A 22,843-nucleotide genomic window follows, 5' to 3' on the forward strand; every position below is an offset into this window, starting at 1 on the left:
AACTCTCCCCTGCCAGTGTCCGAGGCTGCGCCAAGGCCCGTGGGCGACGGATCCCGCGGGCCGGTGGCGAAGCGTGGTGGCCCACGCCCGAGCCGACGTGGACCTCCGCATGCCCTTCCGCCCGCAGCCGGCCTTCATGGCGCGACAGCTCGCCCGCGCGTTCCAGCCGCTGCGTTCGCTCGCCGTGTCGGGCGCCCTGTTCGCCGCCGTGCTGGCCCTGGTGGCCTCCCTGCTCGCCCGGGACCTGTACCGCGGCGCGATCCACGACACGGAACGGGAGCTCACCAGCCTCGCCACCGTGCTGGCCGAGGGGGCCGACCGCGCCCTGCAATCCATCGAACTCGTCCAGGATGCGGTCGCGGACGACATCATGGATCCGTCCGTCCGGACCGAGGCCGACTTCGTCCGCCGCGCGTCCACCTTCGCGGTCCACGACCGCCTGAAGACCCGCAGTGCGGCGCTCCCGCAGGCCAACGCCGTCACCGTCGTCGACGATCGGGGCAGGCTGCTCAACTTTTCCCGCCGCTGGCCCATCCCGGACGTCGACCTTTCGGACCGCGACTATTTCAAGGCGCTGGCCGACGATCCGGCCCTCGGCCGCTTCGTCAGCCACCCGGTGCAGAACCGCGGGGACGGCGCCTGGACGATCTACGTCGCCCACCGGGTGTCGAGCGCCGACGGCCGCTTCCTCGGCCTGGTCCTGGGGGCGGTCGAGCTCAGCTACTTCGAGAAGCTCTTCGCCCGCGTCGCCCCCGAACCCGGCGACGTGCTGTCCATGTTCCGCATCGACGGCACGATGATCGTCCGCCACCCGAGCCTGCCGGACACCATCGGCCGCACGTTTCCGCAGGCCGGCGCGGTCCGGATCCTCGCCGCCAACCCGTCCGGATCGGGCGTGGTCCGGGCCACGAGCCCCGTCGACGGCCTGGAGCGGATCGTCGCCAGTCAGGGCCTGGTCCACTATCCCCTCCTGCTCAGCACGAGCCGCACCGTCGCGGTGGCGCTGGCGGCCTGGCACGAGCAGGCCGTGGCGCTCGGCGTCGCGGTGGGGCTGCTGATCGCCGGGCTTTGCGCCGTCGTGTGGACCGGCACGCGCCAGATCAAGGTCCAGAAGAGGCTCGTCCGGTCCGAAGCGGCGCGCGTCGCCGCCGAGGAGCGCGCGCGCGGCGAGCGCGTCCTGCGGCAGGACTACGCGCGCTTCGGCGCGGCGCTCGACAGCATGAGCCAGGGCCTGTGCCTGTTCGATGCCGCCCACGACCTCGTCGTGCTGAACGCCCGCTTCGCCGCCATGTACGGCGTGCCCGCCGCGCTCCGCCGCCCCGGGACGCCGCTCGGCGCGCTGCTGGATCACCTCGGCGGCGTCATGTCGGCGGCGGACGGGCCCCGCTTCGCCGCGGAACTGCGGAGCGCCGCCGAGGCGCGCGTGCCGGCCGCCCTCACCTGCGGCCTCGCGGACGGGCGCATCGTCGGCGTGTCGGCCGAGCCGGTCGCGGGCGGCGGCTTCGTGTGCACCCACGAGGACGAGACGGAGCGGCGCCGCGCCGAAGCCACCATCGCCCACATGGCGCACCACGACGCCCTGACGGGCCTGCCGAACCGCCTGCTGCTCGGCGCCGGCACCGAGGAGCTCCTGGCATCGCCGGAGCGGCGGCGCGGTGCCGTGCTGCTCCTCGACCTCGACGGCTTCAAGCAGGTCAACGACGTCCACGGCCACCCGTTCGGGGACGCGCTTCTGCGGCAGGTCGCGGGCCGCCTCCGCTCCACCGTCGGGCCGCAGGACCTGCTGGCCCGGCTCGGCGGCGACGAGTTCGCGATCGTGCAGCGGGGCGGCCCCGACCTCCCCGGCGGCGCCCAGCCGAAGGACGCCGTCGCGCTGGCGGCGCGCATCGTCGACGCGCTGCGGGCGCCCTTCGCCGTGGACAGTTCCACGGTGTCGATCGGCACCAGCATCGGCGTGGCGCTGGCCGATGCCGCGGGCGGCACGCCGGAGCTGCTGTTGCGCAACGCCGACATCGCGCTCTACCGCGCCAAGGCGGCGGGGCAGGGCGTGTGGTGCCTCTACGAGGCCCGGATGGAGGGGGAGATCCGCGCCCGCCGCGCCCTGGAGGAGGACCTCCGCCGGGCCGTCGAGCATCGGGAATTCCTGCTGCACTACCAGCCCATCGTCGAAGCGCGGTGCGGCGTCGTCCTCGGCTACGAGGCCCTGCTGCGCTGGCGCCACCCCGTGCGCGGTCTCGTGCCGCCCGCCGAGTTCATCCCGCTCGCCGAGGAAACGGGCCTGATCCGCGAGATCGGCGCCTGGGTGCTGATGCGCGCCTGCGCGGATGCGGCGGTCTGGCCCGAGGCCGCGACGGTGGCGGTGAACCTGTCGCCGGCGCAGTTCCGGGATGGCGACCTCCTGGCCGAGGTGGCGCTCGCGCTCGCGGCGTCCGGCCTGCCGGCGCGGCGGCTGGAGCTGGAGATCACCGAATCCGTCCTGCTGCGCGACGACCGGGCGAACCTGTCCGTCCTGCGCGAGCTGCACGGGCTCGGCGTGCGGATCGCCATGGACGACTTCGGCACCGGCTATTCGTCGCTGAGCTACCTGCGGCGCTTCCCCTTCGACAAGATCAAGATCGACCAGTCCTTCGTGCGCGACCTGTTCGACAGCCCCGAGAACGTCGCCATCGTGCGGGCCGCCATCGGGCTCGGCCGGGCGCTCGGCATGACGGTGCTGGCCGAGGGCGTCGAAACCGCGGCGGAGCGCGACGTGCTGACGGCCGAAGGCTGCCACGAGCTGCAGGGCTACCTGTTCGGCCGCCCGGCCCCGCTCGCCGCCACGCGTGAATCCGCCGCGGCGTGACGCCCGCCCGCCCACACCGCGCCCTGGGCCGATCCGCCGTTGCCCCGGGGGGCGGCTCGGATAGTCTGGCGCCCCGATTCGGGCCGCGCCGCGGCCCAGAACGCCGCTGGATCGCGCCATGTCCGCCTCGCCGAAGTCGTCCACCGCCGAGCGTCGGACCGCGCATCTGATCCACAAGGTCGAGCAGGTGGTGTATGTCGCGGTCGCGGCGCTGCTCGTGCTGGCGCTGGCGCTGGCGCTGCTCGGCGCCGCCGCCCTGCTGTGGAGCGGCATGGCCGAGTTCACCGCCACCGAGCCCGTGTACCGCATCATCGACCGGCTGCTCTTCGTGCTGATGCTGGTCGAAATCCTGCACACCGTCCACGCGTCCATCCGCACCGGCACGCTGCTGTGCGAGCCCTTCCTCATCGTCGGGCTGATCGCCTGCATCCGGCGGGTGCTGGTGATTACGCTCGAAACGTCGCAGATCACCCAGCCGGAGAAGTGGGATCCGTCGAAGATGCCGCTGTTCCAGTCCAACATGATCGAGCTCGGCGTGCTGGCGCTGCTGATCGCCGTGCTGGTCGGATCGATCAAGCTGACGCGTCCCACCGAGAAGGGCGGCCGCACCGAAGGCGAGGACGAGGACGCGGCGGCGTTCTGAGCGGGCCGCGACCCCCCTTGCATGCGAGGGACGCCGCCGTGTAGCCTGACAAAATCGGGGCCCCGGCATCGCGGCCGGCATGCCCCCGCGGAGCGGCGACAACGCCGCCCGCTTCAGGGAGACACGCCATGTCCGGGCCGCACTTCAAGCACGCCTGCGCCGCCGCGGCGCTTTTCGCCGCGCTCGGCGCGGGTTCGGCCGAGGCCGCCGGGCCCAAGGTCGTGTCCGGCCCCAGCGCCGACGCCCAATGCTTCGTGCCCTGGACCGACAAGACCAAGTTCTTCCAATACGCGAAGAAGCCCGGCCCCTACCGGATAGCGCTCGCCAACGGCTTCATCGGCAACACTTGGCGCATCCAGATGATCAAGACCGCCAAGGCCTATGCCGAGCAGCCGGAGATCAAGAAGCAGCTGAAGGAGTTCAAGGTCGTGTCGACCGGGGACGACATCGCGGCGCAGATCTCGGCCGTCAACAACTTCATCGATTCGGGCTACGACGCCGTCATCATCGACGCGCAGAACCCCACCGCGTTCCGGTCGGCGGTGAAGCGCGCCCAGGCGGCCGGCGTGGTGCTGGTGGCCTTCGACAACACGCTCGACACCGACGAGGCCATCAACGTCAACGTCGACCAGGAAGGCCTCGGCAAGTATTGGGGCGAATGGCTGGCGAAGAGCCTGCCGAAGGGCGGCGACGTGCTGGAAGTGCGCGGCGTGCCCGGCACCTCCGTCGACACCGACCGCCACAAGGGGCTGCAGGACGCCCTGAAGGCGTCCGGCAAGACTTTCAGCACCGTCGAGGTGGTGGGCAAATGGGACGACGGCACGGCGCAGAAGGTGTCGGCCGACGCGATCGCGGTCCACAAGCACTTCGACGGCATGACGGCCCAGGGCGGCTCGACCGGGATGGTCCGCGCCTTCCTGGACGCCGGCGCCCCGCTGGTGCCGGCCGGCGCCGAAACCGAGAACGGCTTCCGCAAGCTGTGCCTGGAAGACGGGTCGAAGGGGCTCTCCTGCGCGTCCGGCGGCACCGGCCCGGCCCAGGTCGCTGTGGCGATGAAGACCGCGCTCGCGGCCCTCGGGGGCGAAACCGTGCCGCAGTCGATCCGGCTGCCGCTGGCCCACGTCGAGGCTCCCGACTTCAAGGCGGGGGTGAACACCTTCCCGGACCAGACGGACAACTTCTTCGTCGGCAACGCCTTCCCGACCTGCGGCATCACCTTCACCGCCCAGGAGATCATGGGCCGCTCCGAGGCGAACCAGTAGGGCCGAAGCGATGCGCCAGCGTGCGTTCCCCATCCCCCGTCGGGGATGGCCGGGGGTGAGGGGAAGCGGCCGGCGTCGGGCCGGGCCCGGGGGGGCGTCGACATGATCGAACCTCCGACCGCTCCCGCCGCCGCCGGCCGGACGCCGCCGCTGCTCGCCCTGTCGGGCATCGCCAAGCGCTACGGCGCCACGCGCGCGCTCGACGGCGTCGACCTCGACCTCCGCGCCGGCCGCATCCACGCGGTGCTGGGCGAGAACGGCGCCGGCAAGTCGAGCCTCATCAAGTGCATGGCCGGGGTGGTGCGGCCCGACAGCGGCACCATGGCGCTCGACGGCGCGCCCGTGCGCTTCGCCGATCCCGCCGCCGCGGCGGCGGCCGGCATCGTGTGCGTGTTCCAGGAACTGTCGCTCGTCCCCGACCTGTCGGTGGCCGACAACATCCTCATCGCCGACCCGCCCCGCCGCTTCGGCCTCGTCGACCGCCGCGCCCAGCGCCGCCGCGCCGAGGAGCTGCTCGCCCGCGCGGGCGCCGGCGACATCCACCCGCTCGCCCTCGTGCGCGACCTGCCGCTGTCGCGCCGCCAGCTCGTCGAGATCGCCAAGGCGCTGGCCCGCGGGCCCCGCCTGCTCATTCTCGACGAGGCCACCTCGGCGCTGACGGCGCGCGACGTCGCGTCCGTGTTCCGCGTGCTGAAGGACCTGCGCCGCGACGGCCTGGCGCTGGTGTTCATCTCGCACCGCATGGGCGAGATCGCGGAGCTCGCCGACGAATGTTCGGTGTTCCGCAACGGCCGCAACGTCGCGACCTTTCCGGCCGGCACCCGGACGGACGCCCAGGTCGTCGAGATGATGATCGGCCGCGACGAGGCCCACGCCTATCCGCCGAAGCCGCCGCCGGTGCCGCGGGACCGCCCGCCCGTGCTCGAAGCGCGGCGGCTGGGCTGGGCCGGACGGCTGCACGACATCTCCTTCGCGCTGCGTCCCGGCGAGGTCGTGGGCCTGGGCGGCCTCGACGGGCAGGGCCAGCGCGAGCTGCTGCTGGCGCTGTTCGGCGTTCTGCGCGGGCTCACCGGCGCGGTGCTGGTGGACGGCCGCGAGGCCGCGCTGGGCGGCCCCGCCGATGCCAAGGCGCCGCGCAACGGCATCGCCCTCATCCCCGAGGACCGCAAGACCGAGGGGCTGATGCTGCCGATGTCGGTGCGCGAGAACCTGAGCTTCGCGTCGCTCGACCGCGTGTCGCGCGGCGGCGTGGTGGACCGCGCCGCCGAAGCCCGCGCCGTCGACGCGATGGTGGGGCTGCTCGCCATCAAGGCCGCCGACCTCGACGTGCCGGTGGCGTCCCTGTCCGGCGGCAACCAGCAGAAGGTGGTGCTGGCCAAGTGGCTGATGACGCGCCCCCGCGTCGTGCTGCTCGCCGACCCGACCCGCGGCATCGACGTCGGCACCAAGGCCGACATCTACCGCCTGCTGCGGCGGCTGGCCGACGATGGCGCCGCCGTGCTGCTGTATTCCACCGACTACGCCGAGCTGATCGGCTGCTGCGACCGCGTGCTCGTGCTCTACGGCGGCCGCGTCGTGCGCGAGCTCGAAGGCACGGCCATCACCGAGCGGGCGCTGGTGTCGAGCGCGCTCAACATGGACGGCACGGAGGCCGCGTGAACGATCTCGCCTTCCGCCTGCGCGACGCGCGCGCCACGCTGTCCGCCGTCGCGGTCTTCGTCGCGCTCTTCGCCCTCTACACGCTGAACCACCCCGCGGGCTTCAGCGCCAACGTGGTGCAGACCGCGGCCAACAAGGGCGTGCTGCTGGCCTTCGTGGCCGTGGGCCAAACCTTCGTGGTGCTGACGGCCGGCATCGACCTGTCGGTCGGCGCGGTGTTCATCCTGGCGAACTGCCTGGCGTCCGTGGTGGTGACGGGCTCGCCCGGCGCGGTGGCGCTCGGCGTCGCGGCCGTGCTGGGGACGGGGCTCGCCTGCGGGCTCGCCAACGGGGCGCTCGTGGTCTACGGCCGGCTGCAGCCCATCGTCGCCACCATCGCGAGCGGCGCCATCTACTTCGGCCTCGCCCTGGCGCTGAGGCCGGAGCCCGGCGGCGACGTCGATTCCACCCTCGCGGACGCCGTCACGGGCCAGCTGGCCTTCGGCGTGCCGGCCAGCGCCGTCGTGCTCCTCGCCGTGATGCTGCTGGTCTGGGTGCCGTTCCGCCGGTCGCTCATCGGCCGGGCCGTCTACGCGGTGGGGTCGGCGGAAGCCTCCGCCTACCTGTCCGGACTGCCGATCCGCCGCGCGCGCCTTCTCGCCTACGCATCGGCGGGGCTGTTCTCGGCGATGGGCGGCCTGATGCTCGCCTTCTTCACCTATTCGGGCGAGGCATCGGCGTCCAACGCCTCGACCTACACGCTGGATTCCATCGCGGCGATCGTGATCGGCGGCGTGTCGCTGTTCGGCGGGGCGGGCAGCGCCGTCGGGGCGGTGTTCGGCGCGCTGATCTTCCGCACCATCAACGACCTGCTCTTCGTGTTCGACCTCGACCCGCTGTGGCAGCCGCTGTTCCTCGGCCTCGTGCTGCTCGGCGCGGTGAGCCTGGGCTCGGCGCGCCTACTGCGCTTGAAGAACCGCCTGGAGCTGTTCGGCTCATGACCGTTCCGACGACACCCGTGGCGCCCGCCCCGGCGTCCCCGCCGATGTCCGCCCCGGCGCGGCGGCGCTTCGATCCCGCGGTCGCGACCGCTTTCGGCTGCATCGTGGCGCTGCTGCTGCTCGGCAGCCTGTATTCCACCCGGTTCCTGTCGCCCGACTACCTCCTGCAGCAGCTCCAGGTGGGCTCCTTCCTCGCCCTCGTCGCCACGGGGCTGATGGTGGTCGTGCTGCTGGGGCAGATCGACCTGTCGGTGCCCTGGATCGTCACCGTCGGCGGCATGATGGCGACGGCGGCGGCCGGCCACGGCCCGCTGGGGGCGGCCCTGGCCATCCCCTTCGGGGTGCTCTGCGGCGTGGCCTTCGGCCTGTTCAACGGGCTCGGGGTCGCCTACCTGCGCGTGCCCTCAATGATCTTCACGCTCGGCGTCGACGCCGTGGCGCAGGGCCTGATGGTGCTCAAGACGGGCGGTTCCGCCCCGCAGGACATGGCGACGCCGTTGATGCGCGACCTCGCCACCGGCCGGGCCCTGGGGCCGGTGCCCAACGCCGTGTGGGTGTGGCTCCTGGTCGGCACCGCGACGTCGTTCCTCCTGTCGCGCACCACCTACGGGCGGGCCGTCTACGCGGTCGGCAACCGCGAAGCCGCCGCCTACCTGTCGGGCGTGCGGACGCGGCGCGTGACGCTCGCCGCCTTCGCGCTGTCGGGCGGGCTGTCGGCCCTGTCGGGTGCGCTGCTGGCCGGGTACAGCGGCAAGGCCTATCAGGGCATGGGCGACGGCTACCTGCTACCCGCCATCGCCGCCGTGGTGCTGGGCGGCACGTCGATTCTCGGCGGGCGCGGCACCTACCTCGGCACCACCGCCGGCGTCATCCTCATCACCCTCCTGCAATCCATCCTATCCGTGGTGCAGATGCCGGACGCCGGCCGCCAGGTGATCTACGGCGCCGTCATCCTCGCCATGCTGCTGCTCTACGGCCGGGGCGCGAAGATCGGCGCCTGACGGGATCAGGCTCTGGACCGGGCCTGTTGAACCTCCGATGGCGAAGGCGCCGTCGGGAGGCTTCCATGACGCAGCAGATCCCCCTCGGCCCCGAAGCGCGGGCCGGCGACAGCGTTCTTCCCGACGGCACGCACCAGATCCGTCCGGACATCGCCTATCGGCGCCTCGCGATGGTCAACGTCGTGTTCGTCGGCGCCCCGGGCGCCGGCGACCGGAACTGGGTGCTGGTGGACGCCGGCGTGGTCGGCGGCCGCTCGGCCATCGAGAGCGCGGCGGCCGAGCGCTTCGGCGCCGGGGCGCGGCCCTCGGCCATCGTGCTGACCCACGGCCACTTCGACCATGTCGGGGCGCTGGAAGCGCTGGCGGAGGCCTGGGACGTGCCGGTCTACGCCCATCGCATCGAACACCCCTATCTCGACGGCACGGCCGCCTATCCGCCCGGCGACCCGTCCGTCGGCGGGGGCCTGATGGCGAGCCTGTCCCGCTTCTACCCGACGGCGCCCGTCGACGTGTCGGGACGGCTCCACGCCTTGCCGGAGGACGGCGGCGTGCCGGGCCTGCCGGGGTGGCGGTGGATCCACACGCCCGGGCATTCGCCGGGCCACGTCTCGTTGTGGCGCGAAGCGGACCGGACGCTGATCGCCGGTGACGCCTTCGTCACGACCGCGCCCGAGTCGGCCTACGCCACCGCCCTGCAGACGCCCGAGATCCACGGGCCGCCGCGCTACTTCACCATCGATTGGGACGCGTCCCGCGCGTCCGTCGAGCGCCTGGCCGCGCTCGGCCCGGCGCTCGCCGTGACGGGGCACGGGCGCGCCATGGAAGGCGGCGCCATGGCCGACGCCCTGGCCCGGCTGGCGGCGGAGTTCGACGCCGTCGCGGTGCCGAAGACCGGCATCTACGTGGGTCGCCCGGCCAAAGCCGAGGACGGCTCCGCTTACCTGCGCGTCAAGCGGGGGTGAGCAGCGTCGCGGCGTCGGTGAACCGCACCGCCGGATGCAGGGCGAGGCGCTCCAGCATGGCGTCGAGCGCCCCCCACGCCGCGACGTCGTGGGCCAGGTGATGCGTGAGGATGCCGAGCCGGTCGCTCCCCGCCACGATGCCGGCCACCTTGCGGGCGAGGTCGTCGAGCGGGCGCCCGACGCGGCCCCCGCGCCAGTCGACGATGTCGAGGTCGGCGTCGAGCCGCGGGATCGGTGACGCGGCCGGCGTCGGCGCGAAGCAGGACAGGGCGGAGAAGCCCAGCTCCGGCAGGTGCCGCACCATCTCGGCGTCGATGCGGTTCCACGGGGGGACCAGCACGTCGGACAGGGCGGGGCCGAACAGGTCCCGCATCCTGGCGCGGCCCCGCCGGAGATCGTCGAGCACGGCGGAAACCGCCCTTCCCCCCAGCTCCCGGGCGCGCTCGCCCGGCGGCGCGTGGTTGGCGTGGGCGAAGCCGTGCTGGCAGGGCGTCACGGCCGGGTGCGCGGCGATCCAGGGCGCGAGCGCGTCCTCGGCCGGCGCGGGGATGGCGGCCAGCAGGATCGGCAGCCCGACCCCGCCGCAGACGGAGGCCAGCCGCTCCAGCGCGGGCGTCGGCGCCGCGCAATCGTCGTCGCGCAGCCAAACGTCGACGCGGCGTCCTTCCGCATGGGCGCGATCGAGCGCGTCGCGGGCAGGGGTCCAAGGCTCGTCGCTCATCGATGTCGATCCCAACATGCGAGGGCCTGCGACAGCACCCCCGCGGCCCGCGCGACCGTGCGCTCGCCGAGCACCATCCGCCGGGCCGCTTCCCCGAGCCCCAGCCTGCGGGCGGGGTCGCCGATCAGCGCCGCCAGCGCTCGCGCGTAGGCGTCGAGGTCGCCTTCGGGCGTCAGCACGCCCGTCGTCCCGTGCACCACCACGCTGCCGATCCCGCCGCAGTCCATGGCGAGAACCGGCAGGCCCGCGGCGCCCGCTTCCAGGTAGGCGATCCCATAGGCCTCGCCGAACCCCGGCCACACATACAGGTCCGCCCCCGCCATCGCATCCGCGACCCCGGCGGCGGCGCGCTCCCCGGCGAAGGCGATCCGGTCCCGCGGCAGGCCGGCGAACAGGGTCCGCGTCGCGTCCCGCTCGGGGCCGTCGCCGACGATCGTCAGCCGCCAGTCCAGCCCGGGCGGCAGCGCGCCGAGCGCCGCGGCCAGGAAGGCGAAGGAGCGGGCCTTGTCGCCCGGCCGCATCATGGCGACGGCGACGAGTTCGACCGGGCCGCCGCCCCGCGCGCGCCGCGCCACGGCGCCGAACGGGCCGGCGTCGATGAAGGGCGGCAGCATGGCGATCCGCTCCGGCGGCACCAGGCCCGCCAGCCCTTCGGCGTCGCGCGGCGTGAAGCAGACCTGGAGGTCGGCCGCCCGGAGCGTCGCCTCGTTGGCGCCGTGCCACGCCGCCCAGGGCCCGTGCGCCCGCTTGCCGGCGTGGGACGCTTCGGCGGCGGCATACGGCAGGCCGAAGCGCGCCGCCAGCCGGGGGCCGAGCAGGTCCGGCGCCTTGTAGTAGGGGTGGTAGCAGAACCACAGGTCGGGCGGCCCCTCCGCCGCCCAACGCGCGGCGATCCGCTCCACCTCGCGCGTCGCCTCGGCTTCGGCGGCGTGCATGCGCGCGGGCTCCGGGGCCGGCAGGAAGGGGCGGAAGGTCGACGCCGTGGCGACCTCGTGCCCGCCCGCCCGCAGCGCTGCGAGCAGCAGCCGCGCCATCTGCCTGTCCCCCGAGGGCACCGGATGGTCCGGCGCCTTCAGGGGGGCGTGGAAGGCGATCCGCATCAGGAGGAGTAGGGGTCCGCCGCGTCGCGCAACCCGTCGCCCATGAAGTTGAAGGCCAGGATGACGAGGATCACCGGCGCCACCGGCAGCAGCAGCCAGGGATACAGCGACACCACGTTCATGTTCTGCGCCTCGTTGAGCATCACGCCCCAGGACACGATGGGGGGCCGCAGGCCCAGGCCCAGGAACGACAGCGCCGTTTCGCCCAGGATCATCGACGGGATCGTGATCGTGGCCGAGGCGATGAGGTGAGAGATGAAGCCCGGGATGAGGTGGCGCAGCAGGATGCGCGGCGTGCGGGCGCCCATCAGCTGCGCCGCCAGCACGTAATCCTCCTCGCGCAGCGAGAACAGCTTGGCCCGCACCGCGCGGGCGAGGCTCGTCCAATCCATCATGCCGAGGATCAGCGTGATGCCGAAGTACACCAGGATGGGGCTCCAGGACGCCGGCATGATGGCGGCCAGGGCCAGGAAGATCGGGATGTGCGGGATGGAATGGATGATCTCGATCAGCCGCTGGCTCAACATGTCGAACCAGCCGCCGTAATAGCCCGCCAACCCCCCGATGGTGATGCCGAGCACGAAGGAGATGGAGATGCCGATGAGGCCGACCGTCAGCGAGATGCGCGCCCCGAAGACGATGCGCGAGAACAGGTCGCGCCCGAGCCTGTCCGAGCCCCACAGGAACAGCGGCGCGTCGTCGGGCGGGCAGAACACGTGCCAGTCCCCCGGGATCAGGCCCCAGAACCGGTAGGCGTCGCCGTGGCAGAAGAAGCGCAGCTTCTGCACCTTGCCGGTGTTGACCGTGTATTCGCGCTTCAGGTTGTCCATGTTGAGGTGGTAGTCGAGCCCGTAGACGAAGGGGCCGACGAAGCGGTCGCCGTCGAACAGGTGCAGCCCCTGCGGCGGGGCGCGGATGAAGTCGGTGTGGCGGGTGTTGGCCTCGTAGGGCGCGATGAACTCGGACACCGGCAGGGTGGAATAGATCAGCGCTAGGAAGATCGACGACACCACCGCCATGCGGTGGCGCTTGAACTTCCACCACATCAGCCGCCACTGGGACGCGAAGTAGATCCGCTCCTGCTGGGGCGTCAGCTTGGCGACGGCGCCGACATCGAAGGGCTTCTCCGACACGTAATGGGCGAGAGGCGCGCCCGGCGACGGCGCGATCGAGACCGGCACGTTCATTTGGTGGCTCCCCCGAGGAGGCGGATGCGCGGGTCGAGGAAGGCCAGCGCCACGTCGGACACCAGCACGCCGATCACCGTCAGCGTCGACAGCAGCATCAGGAACGACCCGGCGAGGTAGATGTCCTGGCTCTGCAGCGCGCGGATCAGCAGCGGCCCCGTGGTCTGCAGCGACAGCACGATGGCGACGAGCTCGCCCCCCGAGATGACGGAGGGCAGGATCGAGCCGATGTCCGAGATGAAGAAGTTGAGCGACATGCGGAACGGGTATTTGAACAGCACCCGCCATGGGCTCAGGCCCTTCGAGCGCGCCGTCACGACGTATTGCTTATGGAGCTCTTCCAGCAGGTTGGCCCGCACGGAGCGGATCATCGATCCCGTGCCGGCCGTGCCGATGATGATCACCGGGATCCACAGGTGGCTGAGGATGGAGGTGAACTTGCCCCAGCTCATCGGGGCGTCGAAATACTTCGGGTCCATCAGCCCGCCGATCGACAGGCCGAACCACTGGTTCGAGAAGTAGAGGAAGATCAGCGCCAGCAGGAAGTGCGGGATGGCGAGGCCCATCAGCCCCAGCGTGGTCAGGCCGTAGTCGCCCCAGGAATATTGGTGCGTCGCCGAATAGATGCCGATCGGGAAGGCCACCAGCCAGGTGAACACGATGGTGGTGAAGGACAGCAGGATGGTCAGCCACACCCGGTCTCCCACCACCTGCCGCACGGGGAGCTGGTATTCGAACGAATAGCCGAAATCCCCGCGCACTAGGCCGCCGACCCACCAGAAGTAGCGTTCCACCGGCGGCTTGTCGAAGCCGTATTCGTGCTTCATGAAATCGATGCGGGCCTGGTCGACCTTCTCGCCCTGGGCCTGCATCTCCTGGACGAGGTTGTCGAAGTAGTTGGTCGGTGCCGAACTCATCACGGTGAAGATGAGCGCGCTGGTGACGAACAGCGTCGGGACCATGATCAGCACGCGCCGGACGAGGTACCTCAGCATGGTTTCAACCCTTGCCGCCGTCGGCGAAGAAGAACGTGTCGGGCATGTAGAGGCCGAAGTAGGCGCTCGGCTGGAACGACCAGAGTGCCGTGTCGGGCACGTTCCTGACCCGGTTCGACACCACCACGGGCTGGCGCGTCCCGTTGACGACGCCGATGGCGAAGACCTGATCGGCGTTGACCTGCAGCATCTCGCGCCACGCGGCGCGCTGCTCGGCCAGGTTGTCGGCGTGGCGCCAATCCTGCCACAGCTGCTCGAGCCGCTTCACCTCGGGCAGGTCGATGGGTTTGCCCTCGTGGCCGGAGGATTGCACGAACAAGCCGAACTCCGGCCATTGATACTGGGAATCCTGGGTCGGCGCGAGCGCGCTGGGCTCGAATTCCGCCGTCGGCACGGCGTTGTCGAGCCCGACGTCGATCGACATGACCGTGTCGCCGCTGGCGATGCGCTGGCGGAAGATGTCGAGGTGGGAGGGGTGGACGTAGGTGCGGATGCCCAGCTTCGCCCAGTCGCTGCCGACGAGCTCCATGATGTCGGTGAAGATCTGGTTTTCGCCCGACGTTTCCACCGTGATCTCGGCGCGGCGCCCGTCGGGCAGCAGGCGGGTTCCGTCCGTGTCCCGCTTGGACAGGCCCGCCTCGTCGAGCAGGGCGTTGGCCCGGGCGAGGTCGTAGCCCGTGTAGGCCTGGGCCAGTTCCGGCTTGAACAGGGGGCTCTGCGGCAGCACCGTGTCGCCGCTCACCCGCGCCAGGCCGAAGAACAGCACGTTGTTGATGTCGGTGCGGTTGATGCCCAGCGACAGGGCGCGGCGGAAGCGGACGTCGCGGTTCAACGTCCGCCATGCCGGGTCCTTGGCGTTGAGGTTGGGGAACAGCGCCGCGAAGGCGCCGTGCCCGTCCTCCCAGAGCCGCGCCGAATAATTGTGGACCTTTTCGCCGGCCTTCAGGAACGTGTAGTCCTCGAAGTTGAGGTAGCGGGCCTGGATGTCGGCGTCGCCCGCCGCCGTCTTGGCGGGGATCAGCGTCGGCGTGCCGAGCGTCATCGTGGTGCCGTCGAAGTAGGGGAGCTGGTGCCCGGCGGAGTCGACGCGGTGGAAATACGGGTTGCGCTCGAAGCGGAACTGTTCGGCCGGGGCATAGGTGGTGTTGCGCCAGGGATCGAGCGTCGGCAGGTCGGGGTTGTCGACCCTGTACTGGCGCGACTTGCGCTCGTGGAGCGCCACCCAGCCCGACACTTTCGCGGCCTTGACGAGCTTCGCGAGCTCGTCCTTGTCGGCATATTTCTGATGGAACTGCTTCAGGTAGTGCGCCGGCATGAATACGAAGGTCGGGTTGGACGACGCGATGGCGGGGATGAACCCCGGGTTCGGGTCGGCCCAGGTGTAGCGCACGGTTTCGGGGTCGAGCACTTCGAACTTCGGCGGCTTGCCGTTGGCCAGCAGCGCCAGGGCGGGGCCGGACGGCGACAGCTTCGCGTTGTTGGCGAAGTCTTCCCAATAATAGCGGAAGTCCTCGGCCGTGAAGGGCTGCCCATCCGACCATTTGTGGCCGGGGCGCAGGTGCAGGGTGAACACCTTGTCGCCCTGGTTGTCGAGGCTCTGCAGGATGTCGGGCACGACGTCGAGCTTCTCGTCGAACACCACGAGGCGGCTGTAGGAGAAGACGGTCATGAACCGCAGGTCGCGCTGATCGTTCATCAGCATGCGCCAGGTGCCGCCGGGCTGGCCGATCTGGCGCCCCATGGCGGGCAGGTCGACCACCCGCGGGGCCTTGGGCAGCCGCTCCGCCACGGGCGGCAGCTTGCCGGACGCGACCGCGTCGGCGAAGAACGGCGTTTCGAGCGGGGCCGGCACCGGCGCCGTCGAGGCCGGTGCGCCTTCCGCGCCGGCGTCGTCGTCCGCGGGGGGGATGGCGGGCGCGGCGGAATTCTGCACCCTCGTGACGACGTCCTCGGCCCGCGCCGGGACGGGAGCCAGCAGGGCCCATCCGACGAGCGCGGCCGTCAGCGCGGCGGCGATCCTCATGACGCGAGCAGCTCCCTGCGCCCGACGCTCGGCCGGGCCAGCACGACGTGGCCGTCGCCGAGGTCGATCGGCCCGACGCTCGCGGGGTCGCCCTCGTCGCGGAACTCCGGCGCCCAGTTGGCGGGGTCGGACGCGCTGCCGCCCGCGATGAGCCGCAGGTCGAGCGGGCGGTCGAGGTCGGGGTAGGGCACGGCGCGCATCAGCGCCTGCGTGTAGGAATGCACCGGCCGCGAGAACAGCAGGTGGCGCGGCGCGATCTCGACGATGCGCCCGTGCGCCAGGACGGCGATGCGGTCGGCGATGTAGTCCACCACGGCGAGGTTGTGGGAGATGAACAGGTAGGTGAGCCCCAGCTCGCGCTTCAGGTCCTTGAGCAGGTTCAGCACCTGCGCCTGGACCGACACGTCGAGCGCGGACACGGGCTCGTCGCAGATGATGAGGTCCGGGTTCATCGCCAGCGTGCGGGCGATGGAGATGCGCTGGCGCTGCCCGCCCGAGAAGGAATGCGGGTAGCGGTTGAGGAAGCGCCGGTCGAGCCCCACCGCCGCCATCAGGGCGCCGACCCGCTCGGTCCGCTCCTTGGGGGTGCCGACGCCGTGGATCTCGAGCGGCTCGCGGATGATGTTCATCACCGTCATGCGCGGGGACAGCGACGACACCGGGTCCTGGAAGATCATCTGCACGCGCGGCCGGAAGTCGCGCAGCGCGGCGCCCTTCAGCTTCAGGACGTCGATCTCGCGCGTGCCGTCGTTGAAGGTGACGGAGCCGCGGTCCGGCGTCATGGCCCGCATCATCAGCTTCGACAGGCTGGTCTTGCCGCAGCCGCTTTCGCCCACCAGCCCCAGGCATTCGCCGCGGCGGATGTCGAAGCTGACGTCGTCGACCGCAACGACGCTGTCGCGGCGCGACGTCAGGAACCCGCCGGACTTGATGGTGAAGGACTTGCGCAGGTTGCGGATGGACAGCAGCGGCGCGTCCTGGGCGCCGGCCGGGCCCGCCTTGCGCAGCGGCACCAGGGCGTGGAGGTCGGCGCCGCTGTCGCGCAGCGCCACGAGCCTCTCGCCCGGCTTCATGTCGAAGGAGGGCAGGGCTTTCAGCAGCGCCTTGAGGTAGGGGTGCCCGGGGCGGCGGAACAGGTCGGACGCCGTGCCGGCCTCGGTGATCTCGCCGTGGTAGACCACCACGACCTCGTCGGCCATGTTGGCCACCACGCCGAGGTCGTGGGTGATGAGCAGGATCGCCATGCCGAGCTCGGCCTGGAGGTCCCGCATCAGGTTCAGCACCTGCGCCTGGATGGTGACGTCGAGCGCCGTGGTGGGCTCGTCGGCGATCAGCAGCGCCGGGCGGCAGATCAGCGCCATGGCCAGCATGGCGCGCTGGCGCAGACCCCCCGACAGCTCGAAGGGGTACATCCCGTAGGCGCGCGCCGGGTCCTTGAAGCCCACGAGCTTCAGCATGTGGCGGACCTCGTCGCGCATCGACTCGCGGGAGGTTTGCCGGTGCAGGATGAGGTTCTCGCGGATCTGGTTGCCGATCGTGTGGACCGGCGACAGCGACGACATCGGCTCCTGGAAGATCATGCCCATGCGGCTGCCCCGCAGGGCCCGGATCTCCGGCCCGTCGCGCACCAGCGTGGCGAGGTCGACCGGGGCGTCCGGCGTCTTCGGGTCGGTGAACAGCACCCGCCCGCCGAGCACGAGGCCGTTCCGGGGCAGCAGGCCCATCACGGTCTGCGAGATGACGGTCTTGCCCGAGCCGGACTCGCCCACCAGCGCCACGGTCTTGCCGGCGGGCACGCGGAAGCTGACGCCCTTCACCACCTCGGCGGCGCCGCCCTGCATGGCGAAGCCGACCCGGAGGTCCTCGACCCGCAGGATGTCCGGCGTCGCGGACATCGAAGGGCTCTTGGAAGGGCTCGTCTGAATGGAACGCTCCTCGGACCGATGCGTGGACGGACGGTCTGGAATGCAGTCTAGGCGTGAAGTCGCCCTTGCGCTAACCAAATCGAAAGCTATGGCGATCCGTTCCAAGGCCCGCTGCGCGGCCGTCGGGCGCCCTCGCCGGGCCGCTGATCTGCCCGCATTCCGGTCAGCCTGCCCCGAGGGCGGGGCCGCCTGCCGAAGCCTGCGGCAGGGCGGCGGGCGGTCCCGCCTCCTTTCGCTTCAACGCCGCCGCCGCCACCGCGTAGCCGCCCGCGGCGCCGTCGACGAAATGGACGTGGTCCGGCCGGCTGGCCGACGGCACGATGCAGGTGACGAGCGCTTCGGCCTGCCGGTGCAGGCCGTGGCGGGCGTGCCCGGCGCGTTCGGCATCGGCGAGCCGCGCCGCGATGGCGTCGGCGGTGTCGACGCTGCAGTCGAGCGTCATCAGCAGCCCGTCGTCGAACTTGCGGAAGTCCGAATTCTCGACGAGCTGGCGGCGGTACGCGTCCGGCACGAAGTCGCCGACCGTCCGGCCCGTGCGCAGGAAGAAGGTGTTCACCAGGGCGCGGAGCGCGGTCCTGAAGCGGCTTTCCGCCAGGCTGCGGCCGAGGCCGCGGTGGAGCCGCGCCTCGATGTCGAGGCCGCCCGGCGGCCAGCGGTGCTGCGGGCCGCCCACCGGCACGGGATGGCCGCCCCGGGGGGCCGTCTCGGCGAGGGCCAGGACGTCCGAGCAGGCGCGCACGAAGTCCGGGCTCCCGGCGTCGCCCACGGGCTTGACGATCACGGACAGGACCGTGCCGTGCGCCGCCGCGATGGGGCGGAAGCGGCAGGTGAGGCCCGTGAGGTCCGGGCGGGCCCCGCGCGGCGCCCGGGGCAGCGACAGCCGCCCCGCCTTCATCTCGCGCTCGGCCCAGTCGCGCCCGCCGCCCGTGAACATGGCGTAATCGACGTTGGCCGAGGCCGCCACCCGGGCGACCCGGAGGTCCGCCCCCGCGGTTCGCACCGCCGCGACCGGGACCACGGCGCCGCGCAGGTCGAGCGCAAGCTCCGACCCCACCCACGAAACGGTGGCCGCCAGGGCCTGCGTGGCCTTCGCGGCGTCGCCCGGCGCCACGGCGAAGCTGGCCCCGTCGCCGGTGAACACGAAGGGGAAGTCGAGCGTGCCGAGCGCGTTGGACACGGCCGAGATCACCGCCGCCCCCGCGGTGTTGACGGCCTTGTAGCGGCCGGCTTCGAGCGCCAGCGTCGAGGTCACGACGTCGGCCAGGCCCAGCACCCAGTCGTCGGGCAAGGGCGCGTAGCTGTCCGCCGCCACCGCGGCGTCGAAGCTCTGCGCCACCGGCAGGGCGGCGTAGAAGCGTGCCGTCGTGGCGGCGGCTGGCGCGTGCTCGACCATCGCGTCCCTGTCCCCCGTCTCCCCATGGTTGCGGGAGCGCAGAGGCGTTTTCCCATAGATCCCGTCCGATTGCATGGCATAAGCTTTGCGAAACTCGGCGGCGTGCCGCATCGCCAAGCCGCACTGCGAGGAGTCTTGAGTGCCCGTCGAATCCAGGTTCTTCGATGAGATGAGCGAGGCGGGGGGAACGCCGCGCCAGGTTTATCGGCGGCTCGCCGATTGGCTGGGGAACGTGCCCCCCGGGCTGCTCGCGTCGCGTCGCGCCCAGGCCGATCTGCTGTTCCGCCGCATCGGCATCACCTTCGCGGTCTACGGCGACAAGGACGCCACGGAACGCTTGATCCCCTTCGACCTCGTGCCGCGGCTGATAGCCCGTTCCGAATGGGCGCGGCTCGAAGCCGGGCTGATCCAGCGCGTCAAGGCGCTCAACATGTTTCTCGCCGACCTTTACGGTCCGCGCGAGGTGGTGCGGGCCGGCATCGTGCCGCCCGAACTCGTGTATCGCAACCCGTACTACCGCCCCGAGATGATTGGCGTGAAGGTGCCGCACGACGTCTACGTGCACATCGCCGGCATCGACGTGGTGCGCATCGACGCCGACGACTTCTACGTCCTGGAGGACAACGCCCGCACGCCGTCGGGCGTCAGCTACATGCTCGAGAACCGCGAAGTGATGATGCGGCTCTTCCCCGAGGTGTTCTCGGCGCATCGGGTGGCGCCGGTGGAGAACTACCCGGACCAGCTGCTCGCCACCCTGCGCTCCGTCACGCCCCGCACCGCCGACCGCGACCCCGTGGTGGTGCTGCTGACCCCGGGCCAGTTCAACTCGGCCTATTACGAGCACTCGTTCCTGGCCGACAAGCTCGGCATCGAGATCGTGGAAGGGCGCGACCTGTTCGTCGAGAACGACGTCGTGTTCATGCGCACCACCGAGGGGCCGAAGCGCGTCGACGTCATCTACCGCCGCCTCGACGACGACTTCATCGACCCCCTGGCGTTCCGCCCGGATTCGATGCTGGGCGTGCCGGGCCTGATGAGCGCCTACCAGGCCGGCTCGGTCACGCTCGCCAACGCGGTCGGCACCGGCGTGTCGGACGACAAGGCCATCTACAGCTACATGCCGGACATCATCCGCTTCTACCTCGGCGAGGAGGCGAAGCTGAAGAACGTGCCGACCTGGCGCTGCCGCGAGCCGGACGCGCTGCGCTACGTGCTCGACCACCTGCCGGAGCTGGTGGTGAAGGAGGTGAACGGCTCGGGCGGCTACGGCATGCTGGTGGGCCCCCACGCCACGCGGGCGCAGATCGACGCCTTCGCGGCCAAGCTGAAGCACGACCCCGAGAACTTCATCGCCCAGCCCACGCTGGCGCTGTCGACCTGCCCCACCGCCACGGCGAGCGGCATCGCCCCGCGCCACGTCGACCTGCGGCCCTTCGTGCTGTCCGGGGCGCGGGGCGCCCGGGTGGTGCCGGGCGGCCTCACGCGCGTCGCCATGCAGGAAGGGTCGCTCGTGGTGAATTCCAGCCAGGGCGGCGGCACCAAGGACACATGGATCGTGGACGACGGAGATCGCGCGTGACGGGTGACATGACCCAACGGATGGGCGGCGGCGGCATGACGCAGACGCTCGCGGACGGCACGACCCAGACCCTGGGCGCCGGACAAGGCATGGCCCCCCGCGGCGCCACACAGGCCACGGGCGGCGGCGACCAGCTGTCCGGGGCGGGCGCGATGAGCCAGACGCTCGGCCGCGCCGTCTCGATGGAGCGGCCGACGCGCAAGTTCACCATGCTGTCGCGCACGGCCGACAACCTGTTCTGGATGGCGCGCTACATGGAGCGGGCCGAGTTCCTGGCCCGCACCATCGAGGCGGCACAGCGCCTGTCCGCGCTGCCGACCGCCTACAACGAGCACGGCACGGAATGGGAAAGCGCGCTCGAATCGTCGGGCATGTCGGAAGCCTTCCACGCCAAATACGGGACCGCTGAGGCCGACAGCGTCGTCGACTTCCTCACCTTCGACGCGTCCAACCCGTCCTCGATCCGCAACTGCATCGAGGCCGCCCGCACCAACGGGCGCGCGGTGCGCACCGCGCTGACAGCCGAGATGTGGGAAGCCATCAACGGCGCCTGGCTCGAGGTGAAGAAGTTCGAGGACGCGCTGAAGAGCGGCTCCGATTGGCGCGAGGAGGTGCCGCGCTTCCTCGACTTCGTGAAGCAGACCTCCCTGCTCTTCGACGGGTCGATGATCCGCACCATGCTGCGCGACCCGTCCTTCTGGTTCTCCCGGCTCGGCGTCTTCGTCGAGCGGGCCGACAACACGGCCCGCATCCTCGACGTGAAATACCACGTGCTGCTGCCCGACACCGAAACGGTCGGCGGCAGCCTCGACTACTTCCAATGGGCCGCCATCCTGCGCGCGGTGTCGGCGCTGACCGCCTACCACTGGATCTACCGGGAAAGCATCAAGCCCTGGCTGATCGCCGACCTCCTGATCCTGCGGTCCGAGATGCCGCGCTCGCTGCTCAGCTGCTACGAGAACATCGTGTCCTGCCTGGATTCCCTCGGCAAAGCCTACGGGCGCCAGGGCGGGGCGCAGCGGCTCGCCCGCAAAACCATGGCGCAACTGGAGAACGCCTCGATCGGCGGCCTCTTCCAGAGCGGGCTGCACGAGTTCATCACGACGTTCATCGACGACAACAACCGGCTCGGCGTGAGCATCAGCGAACAATATCTGGTGTGAGGCGGAGCCATGCATCTCAGGATCCGCAACGACATCCGCTTCGGCTTCCCGGCGCCGGCGCGCAACCTCACCGTCCTGCTGCGGCTGTCGCCGCGGTCGCACGAAGGGCAGCACGTCACGGGGGTGCGCATCGACGCCGACATCGACTGCTCGCTCCGGGTCGGGCAGGACGCCTTCGGCAACGTCACACATTCGTTCAGCGCCGCGGGGCCGATCGACGGCTTCACCGTCACGGCGGTCTGCCAGGTCGAAACCTATGATGCGGCGGGCATCGTCCGCGGCGGCGCCGAACGGCTGCCGATCGACATCTTCCTGCGCGACACGGAGCTGACGGGGCTCGACGCCGGCCTGCGCCAGTTCGCCGAGCGGGCCACCGTCACGGAAGCGGAACCCTTGGGCAAGCTCCACGCCCTGATGCACGCCGTCCACGGCGAGATCGCCTACGAGGAAACCCCGCCCGAGCCCGGCGCGCCGGTGGTCGCCCCCACGGCCGCGCAGGCCTTCGCCGCCAAGGTGGGCGACGCGTCGAGCCACGCCCACATCTTCACCGCCGCGGCGCGCCACCTCGGGCTCCCGTGCCGCCACGTGACGGGCTACCTGCTGCGCGACGGGAACCCCGCCGTCTCGGCGTCCCACGCCTGGGCGGAAGCCTATGTGAAGAGCCTCGGCTGGATCGGCTTCGATTCCGTCGAGAAGCTGTGCCCCAACGGCCATCACGTGCGGGTGGCGACGGGGCTCGACGCGTTGGGCGCCGCCTTCTTCCGCGGCATCGGCACGGACGGCACCTCGGCCCACGCCACGATCGCGGCGGGATAGCCGGTTCCCGGAGGCCCTCGGCCTCGGAGCCGTGGACGCCGGAGCGGGCCGGCCGTCGTGCCGGCCCGCTCGGGGCGAGGAAGGGTGGGAAGCGCCGCCGGCGGTGGCGGCGGAGCCCGCGACGGGGCGGCCCTCCGATCCCGGGATCAGGCGCCGCCCTCGACCCTCTCCTTCAGCGCGGCGTTCATCTTCACGAGGCCGTCGCGCACCGTCGAGGTCGCCACCACGGAGGCGCCCGGCGCCAGGATGCCCGCGAAGGTCTGCGTCTGCGTGATGCGGCTGCCGACAGGGTCGGGCGACAGCTCGATGATGTGGTCGCGGTCGAACAGGCCGGACAGCTTCATCTTGCTGTGCCACGTGATGCCCGAATTGGTGGCCAGCCGCGTCACCACGGCGTCGATCGGCAGCGTGCCGACGGGCGACGCGATCGACACCGTGATCTTGCCTCCCTTGCGGGCCTGCCCCGCGATGGCGCGCAGCGTCGGGTTCCAGTCCGGGTAGCGGCTCCAGTCCATCAGGACCTTCCACACCGCCTCGGGCGGGGCCGCGATGTCGATCGATGCCGTGATGCGCGTCATGCTGTGCCTCGCCG

At 71.4% G+C, this 22,843-nt stretch carries 18 protein-coding genes; 10 read left to right on the top strand and 8 right to left on the bottom strand.

All coding sequences use genetic code 11. From position 1 onward, the window contains the following. Positions 1-76 precede the first annotated feature (76 nt). The 7 genes from D3273_RS07350 to D3273_RS07380 all read left to right on the top strand — a co-directional run bounded on the left by D3273_RS07350 (position 77) and on the right by D3273_RS07380 (position 9,349). Positions 77-2,842, top strand: a complete 2,766-nt coding sequence (locus tag D3273_RS07350; protein ID WP_245501051.1) for a bifunctional diguanylate cyclase/phosphodiesterase — start codon at positions 77-79, stop codon at positions 2,840-2,842. Between the two features lie 118 nt (positions 2,843-2,960). Next, a complete protein-coding gene (locus D3273_RS07355) occupies positions 2,961-3,485 on the top strand; it encodes a phosphate-starvation-inducible PsiE family protein (protein WP_129225033.1) in 525 nt (174 codons plus the stop codon). Between the two features lie 128 nt (positions 3,486-3,613). Continuing rightward, the gene (locus D3273_RS07360) at positions 3,614-4,747 is read left to right on the top strand and encodes a sugar ABC transporter substrate-binding protein (protein WP_129225035.1); all 1,134 of its coding nucleotides are present in this window, start codon (positions 3,614-3,616) and stop codon (positions 4,745-4,747) included. 102 nt (positions 4,748-4,849) lie between these two features. Continuing rightward, positions 4,850-6,406 (top strand): sugar ABC transporter ATP-binding protein, encoded by a 1,557-nt coding sequence (locus D3273_RS07365; protein WP_129225037.1) that lies wholly within the window; start codon positions 4,850-4,852, stop codon positions 6,404-6,406. Further along, the gene (locus D3273_RS07370) at positions 6,403-7,386 is read left to right on the top strand and encodes an ABC transporter permease (protein WP_129225039.1); all 984 of its coding nucleotides are present in this window, start codon (positions 6,403-6,405) and stop codon (positions 7,384-7,386) included. Before D3273_RS07365 ends, D3273_RS07370 begins: the two co-directional genes overlap by 4 nt. Positions 7,387-7,430: 44 nt before the next feature. After that, entirely contained in the window at positions 7,431-8,387 is a 957-nt protein-coding gene (locus D3273_RS07375; RefSeq protein ID WP_129225274.1) for an ABC transporter permease, read from the top strand. Positions 8,388-8,452: 65 nt separating this feature from the next. Next, positions 8,453-9,349: an MBL fold metallo-hydrolase gene (locus tag D3273_RS07380; RefSeq protein ID WP_129225041.1), complete on the top strand. Its 897-nt coding sequence runs from the start codon at positions 8,453-8,455 to the stop codon at positions 9,347-9,349. On the opposite strand, the gene D3273_RS07385 is transcribed toward D3273_RS07380, so the two are convergent. The 7 genes from D3273_RS07385 to D3273_RS07415 all read right to left on the bottom strand — a co-directional run bounded on the left by D3273_RS07385 (position 9,336) and on the right by D3273_RS07415 (position 18,693). After that, entirely contained in the window at positions 9,336-10,070 is a 735-nt protein-coding gene (locus D3273_RS07385; protein ID WP_129225043.1) for a polysaccharide deacetylase family protein, read from the bottom strand. The two genes, D3273_RS07380 and D3273_RS07385, sit on opposite strands and share 14 nt — an antisense overlap. Beyond that, positions 10,067-11,170 (bottom strand): glycosyltransferase family 4 protein, encoded by a 1,104-nt coding sequence (locus D3273_RS07390; protein WP_129225045.1) that lies wholly within the window; start codon positions 11,168-11,170, stop codon positions 10,067-10,069. The genes D3273_RS07385 and D3273_RS07390 overlap by 4 nt, the downstream gene beginning before the upstream one ends. After that, positions 11,170-12,357, bottom strand: a complete 1,188-nt coding sequence (locus D3273_RS07395; RefSeq protein WP_129225047.1) for an ABC transporter permease — start codon at positions 12,355-12,357, stop codon at positions 11,170-11,172. The genes D3273_RS07390 and D3273_RS07395 overlap by 1 nt, the downstream gene beginning before the upstream one ends. Continuing rightward, the gene (locus D3273_RS07400) at positions 12,354-13,352 is read right to left on the bottom strand and encodes an ABC transporter permease (RefSeq protein WP_129225049.1); all 999 of its coding nucleotides are present in this window, start codon (positions 13,350-13,352) and stop codon (positions 12,354-12,356) included. Before D3273_RS07400 ends, D3273_RS07395 begins: the two co-directional genes overlap by 4 nt. 4 nt (positions 13,353-13,356) lie before the next feature. Next, positions 13,357-15,375: an ABC transporter substrate-binding protein gene (locus tag D3273_RS07405; RefSeq protein ID WP_129225051.1), complete on the bottom strand. Its 2,019-nt coding sequence runs from the start codon at positions 15,373-15,375 to the stop codon at positions 13,357-13,359. After that, complete coding sequence (locus tag D3273_RS07410) at positions 15,372-17,270, bottom strand: ABC transporter ATP-binding protein (protein WP_129225052.1); 1,899 nt, start codon at positions 17,268-17,270, stop codon at positions 15,372-15,374. Before D3273_RS07410 ends, D3273_RS07405 begins: the two co-directional genes overlap by 4 nt. 193 nt (positions 17,271-17,463) lie before the next feature. Continuing rightward, positions 17,464-18,693, bottom strand: coding sequence for a DUF3095 domain-containing protein (locus D3273_RS07415; RefSeq protein ID WP_129225054.1), 1,230 nt, complete (start codon positions 18,691-18,693; stop codon positions 17,464-17,466). 169 nt (positions 18,694-18,862) lie between these two features. On the opposite strand from D3273_RS07415, the gene D3273_RS07420 reads away from it, so the two are divergent. The 3 genes from D3273_RS07420 to D3273_RS07430 all read left to right on the top strand — a co-directional run bounded on the left by D3273_RS07420 (position 18,863) and on the right by D3273_RS07430 (position 22,251). Beyond that, on the top strand, positions 18,863-20,272 hold the full coding sequence (locus D3273_RS07420) for a circularly permuted type 2 ATP-grasp protein (RefSeq protein WP_129225276.1): 1,410 nt from the start codon (positions 18,863-18,865) through the stop codon (positions 20,270-20,272). Between the two features lie 209 nt (positions 20,273-20,481). Further along, on the top strand, positions 20,482-21,435 hold the full coding sequence (locus D3273_RS07425; RefSeq protein WP_129225278.1) for an alpha-E domain-containing protein: 954 nt from the start codon (positions 20,482-20,484) through the stop codon (positions 21,433-21,435). Between the two features lie 9 nt (positions 21,436-21,444). Then, positions 21,445-22,251, top strand: coding sequence for a transglutaminase family protein (locus D3273_RS07430; RefSeq protein ID WP_129225056.1), 807 nt, complete (start codon positions 21,445-21,447; stop codon positions 22,249-22,251). 146 nt (positions 22,252-22,397) lie between these two features. Here D3273_RS07430 and D3273_RS07435 read toward each other — a convergent pair whose 3' ends face one another. Then, positions 22,398-22,829, bottom strand: coding sequence for an SRPBCC domain-containing protein (locus tag D3273_RS07435; protein ID WP_129225058.1), 432 nt, complete (start codon positions 22,827-22,829; stop codon positions 22,398-22,400). Positions 22,830-22,843 lie beyond the last annotated feature (14 nt).

Origin of the sequence: Lichenibacterium minor, assembly GCF_004137685.1 — a bacterium.
GTDB lineage: Bacteria > Pseudomonadota > Alphaproteobacteria > Rhizobiales > Beijerinckiaceae > Lichenihabitans > Lichenihabitans minor.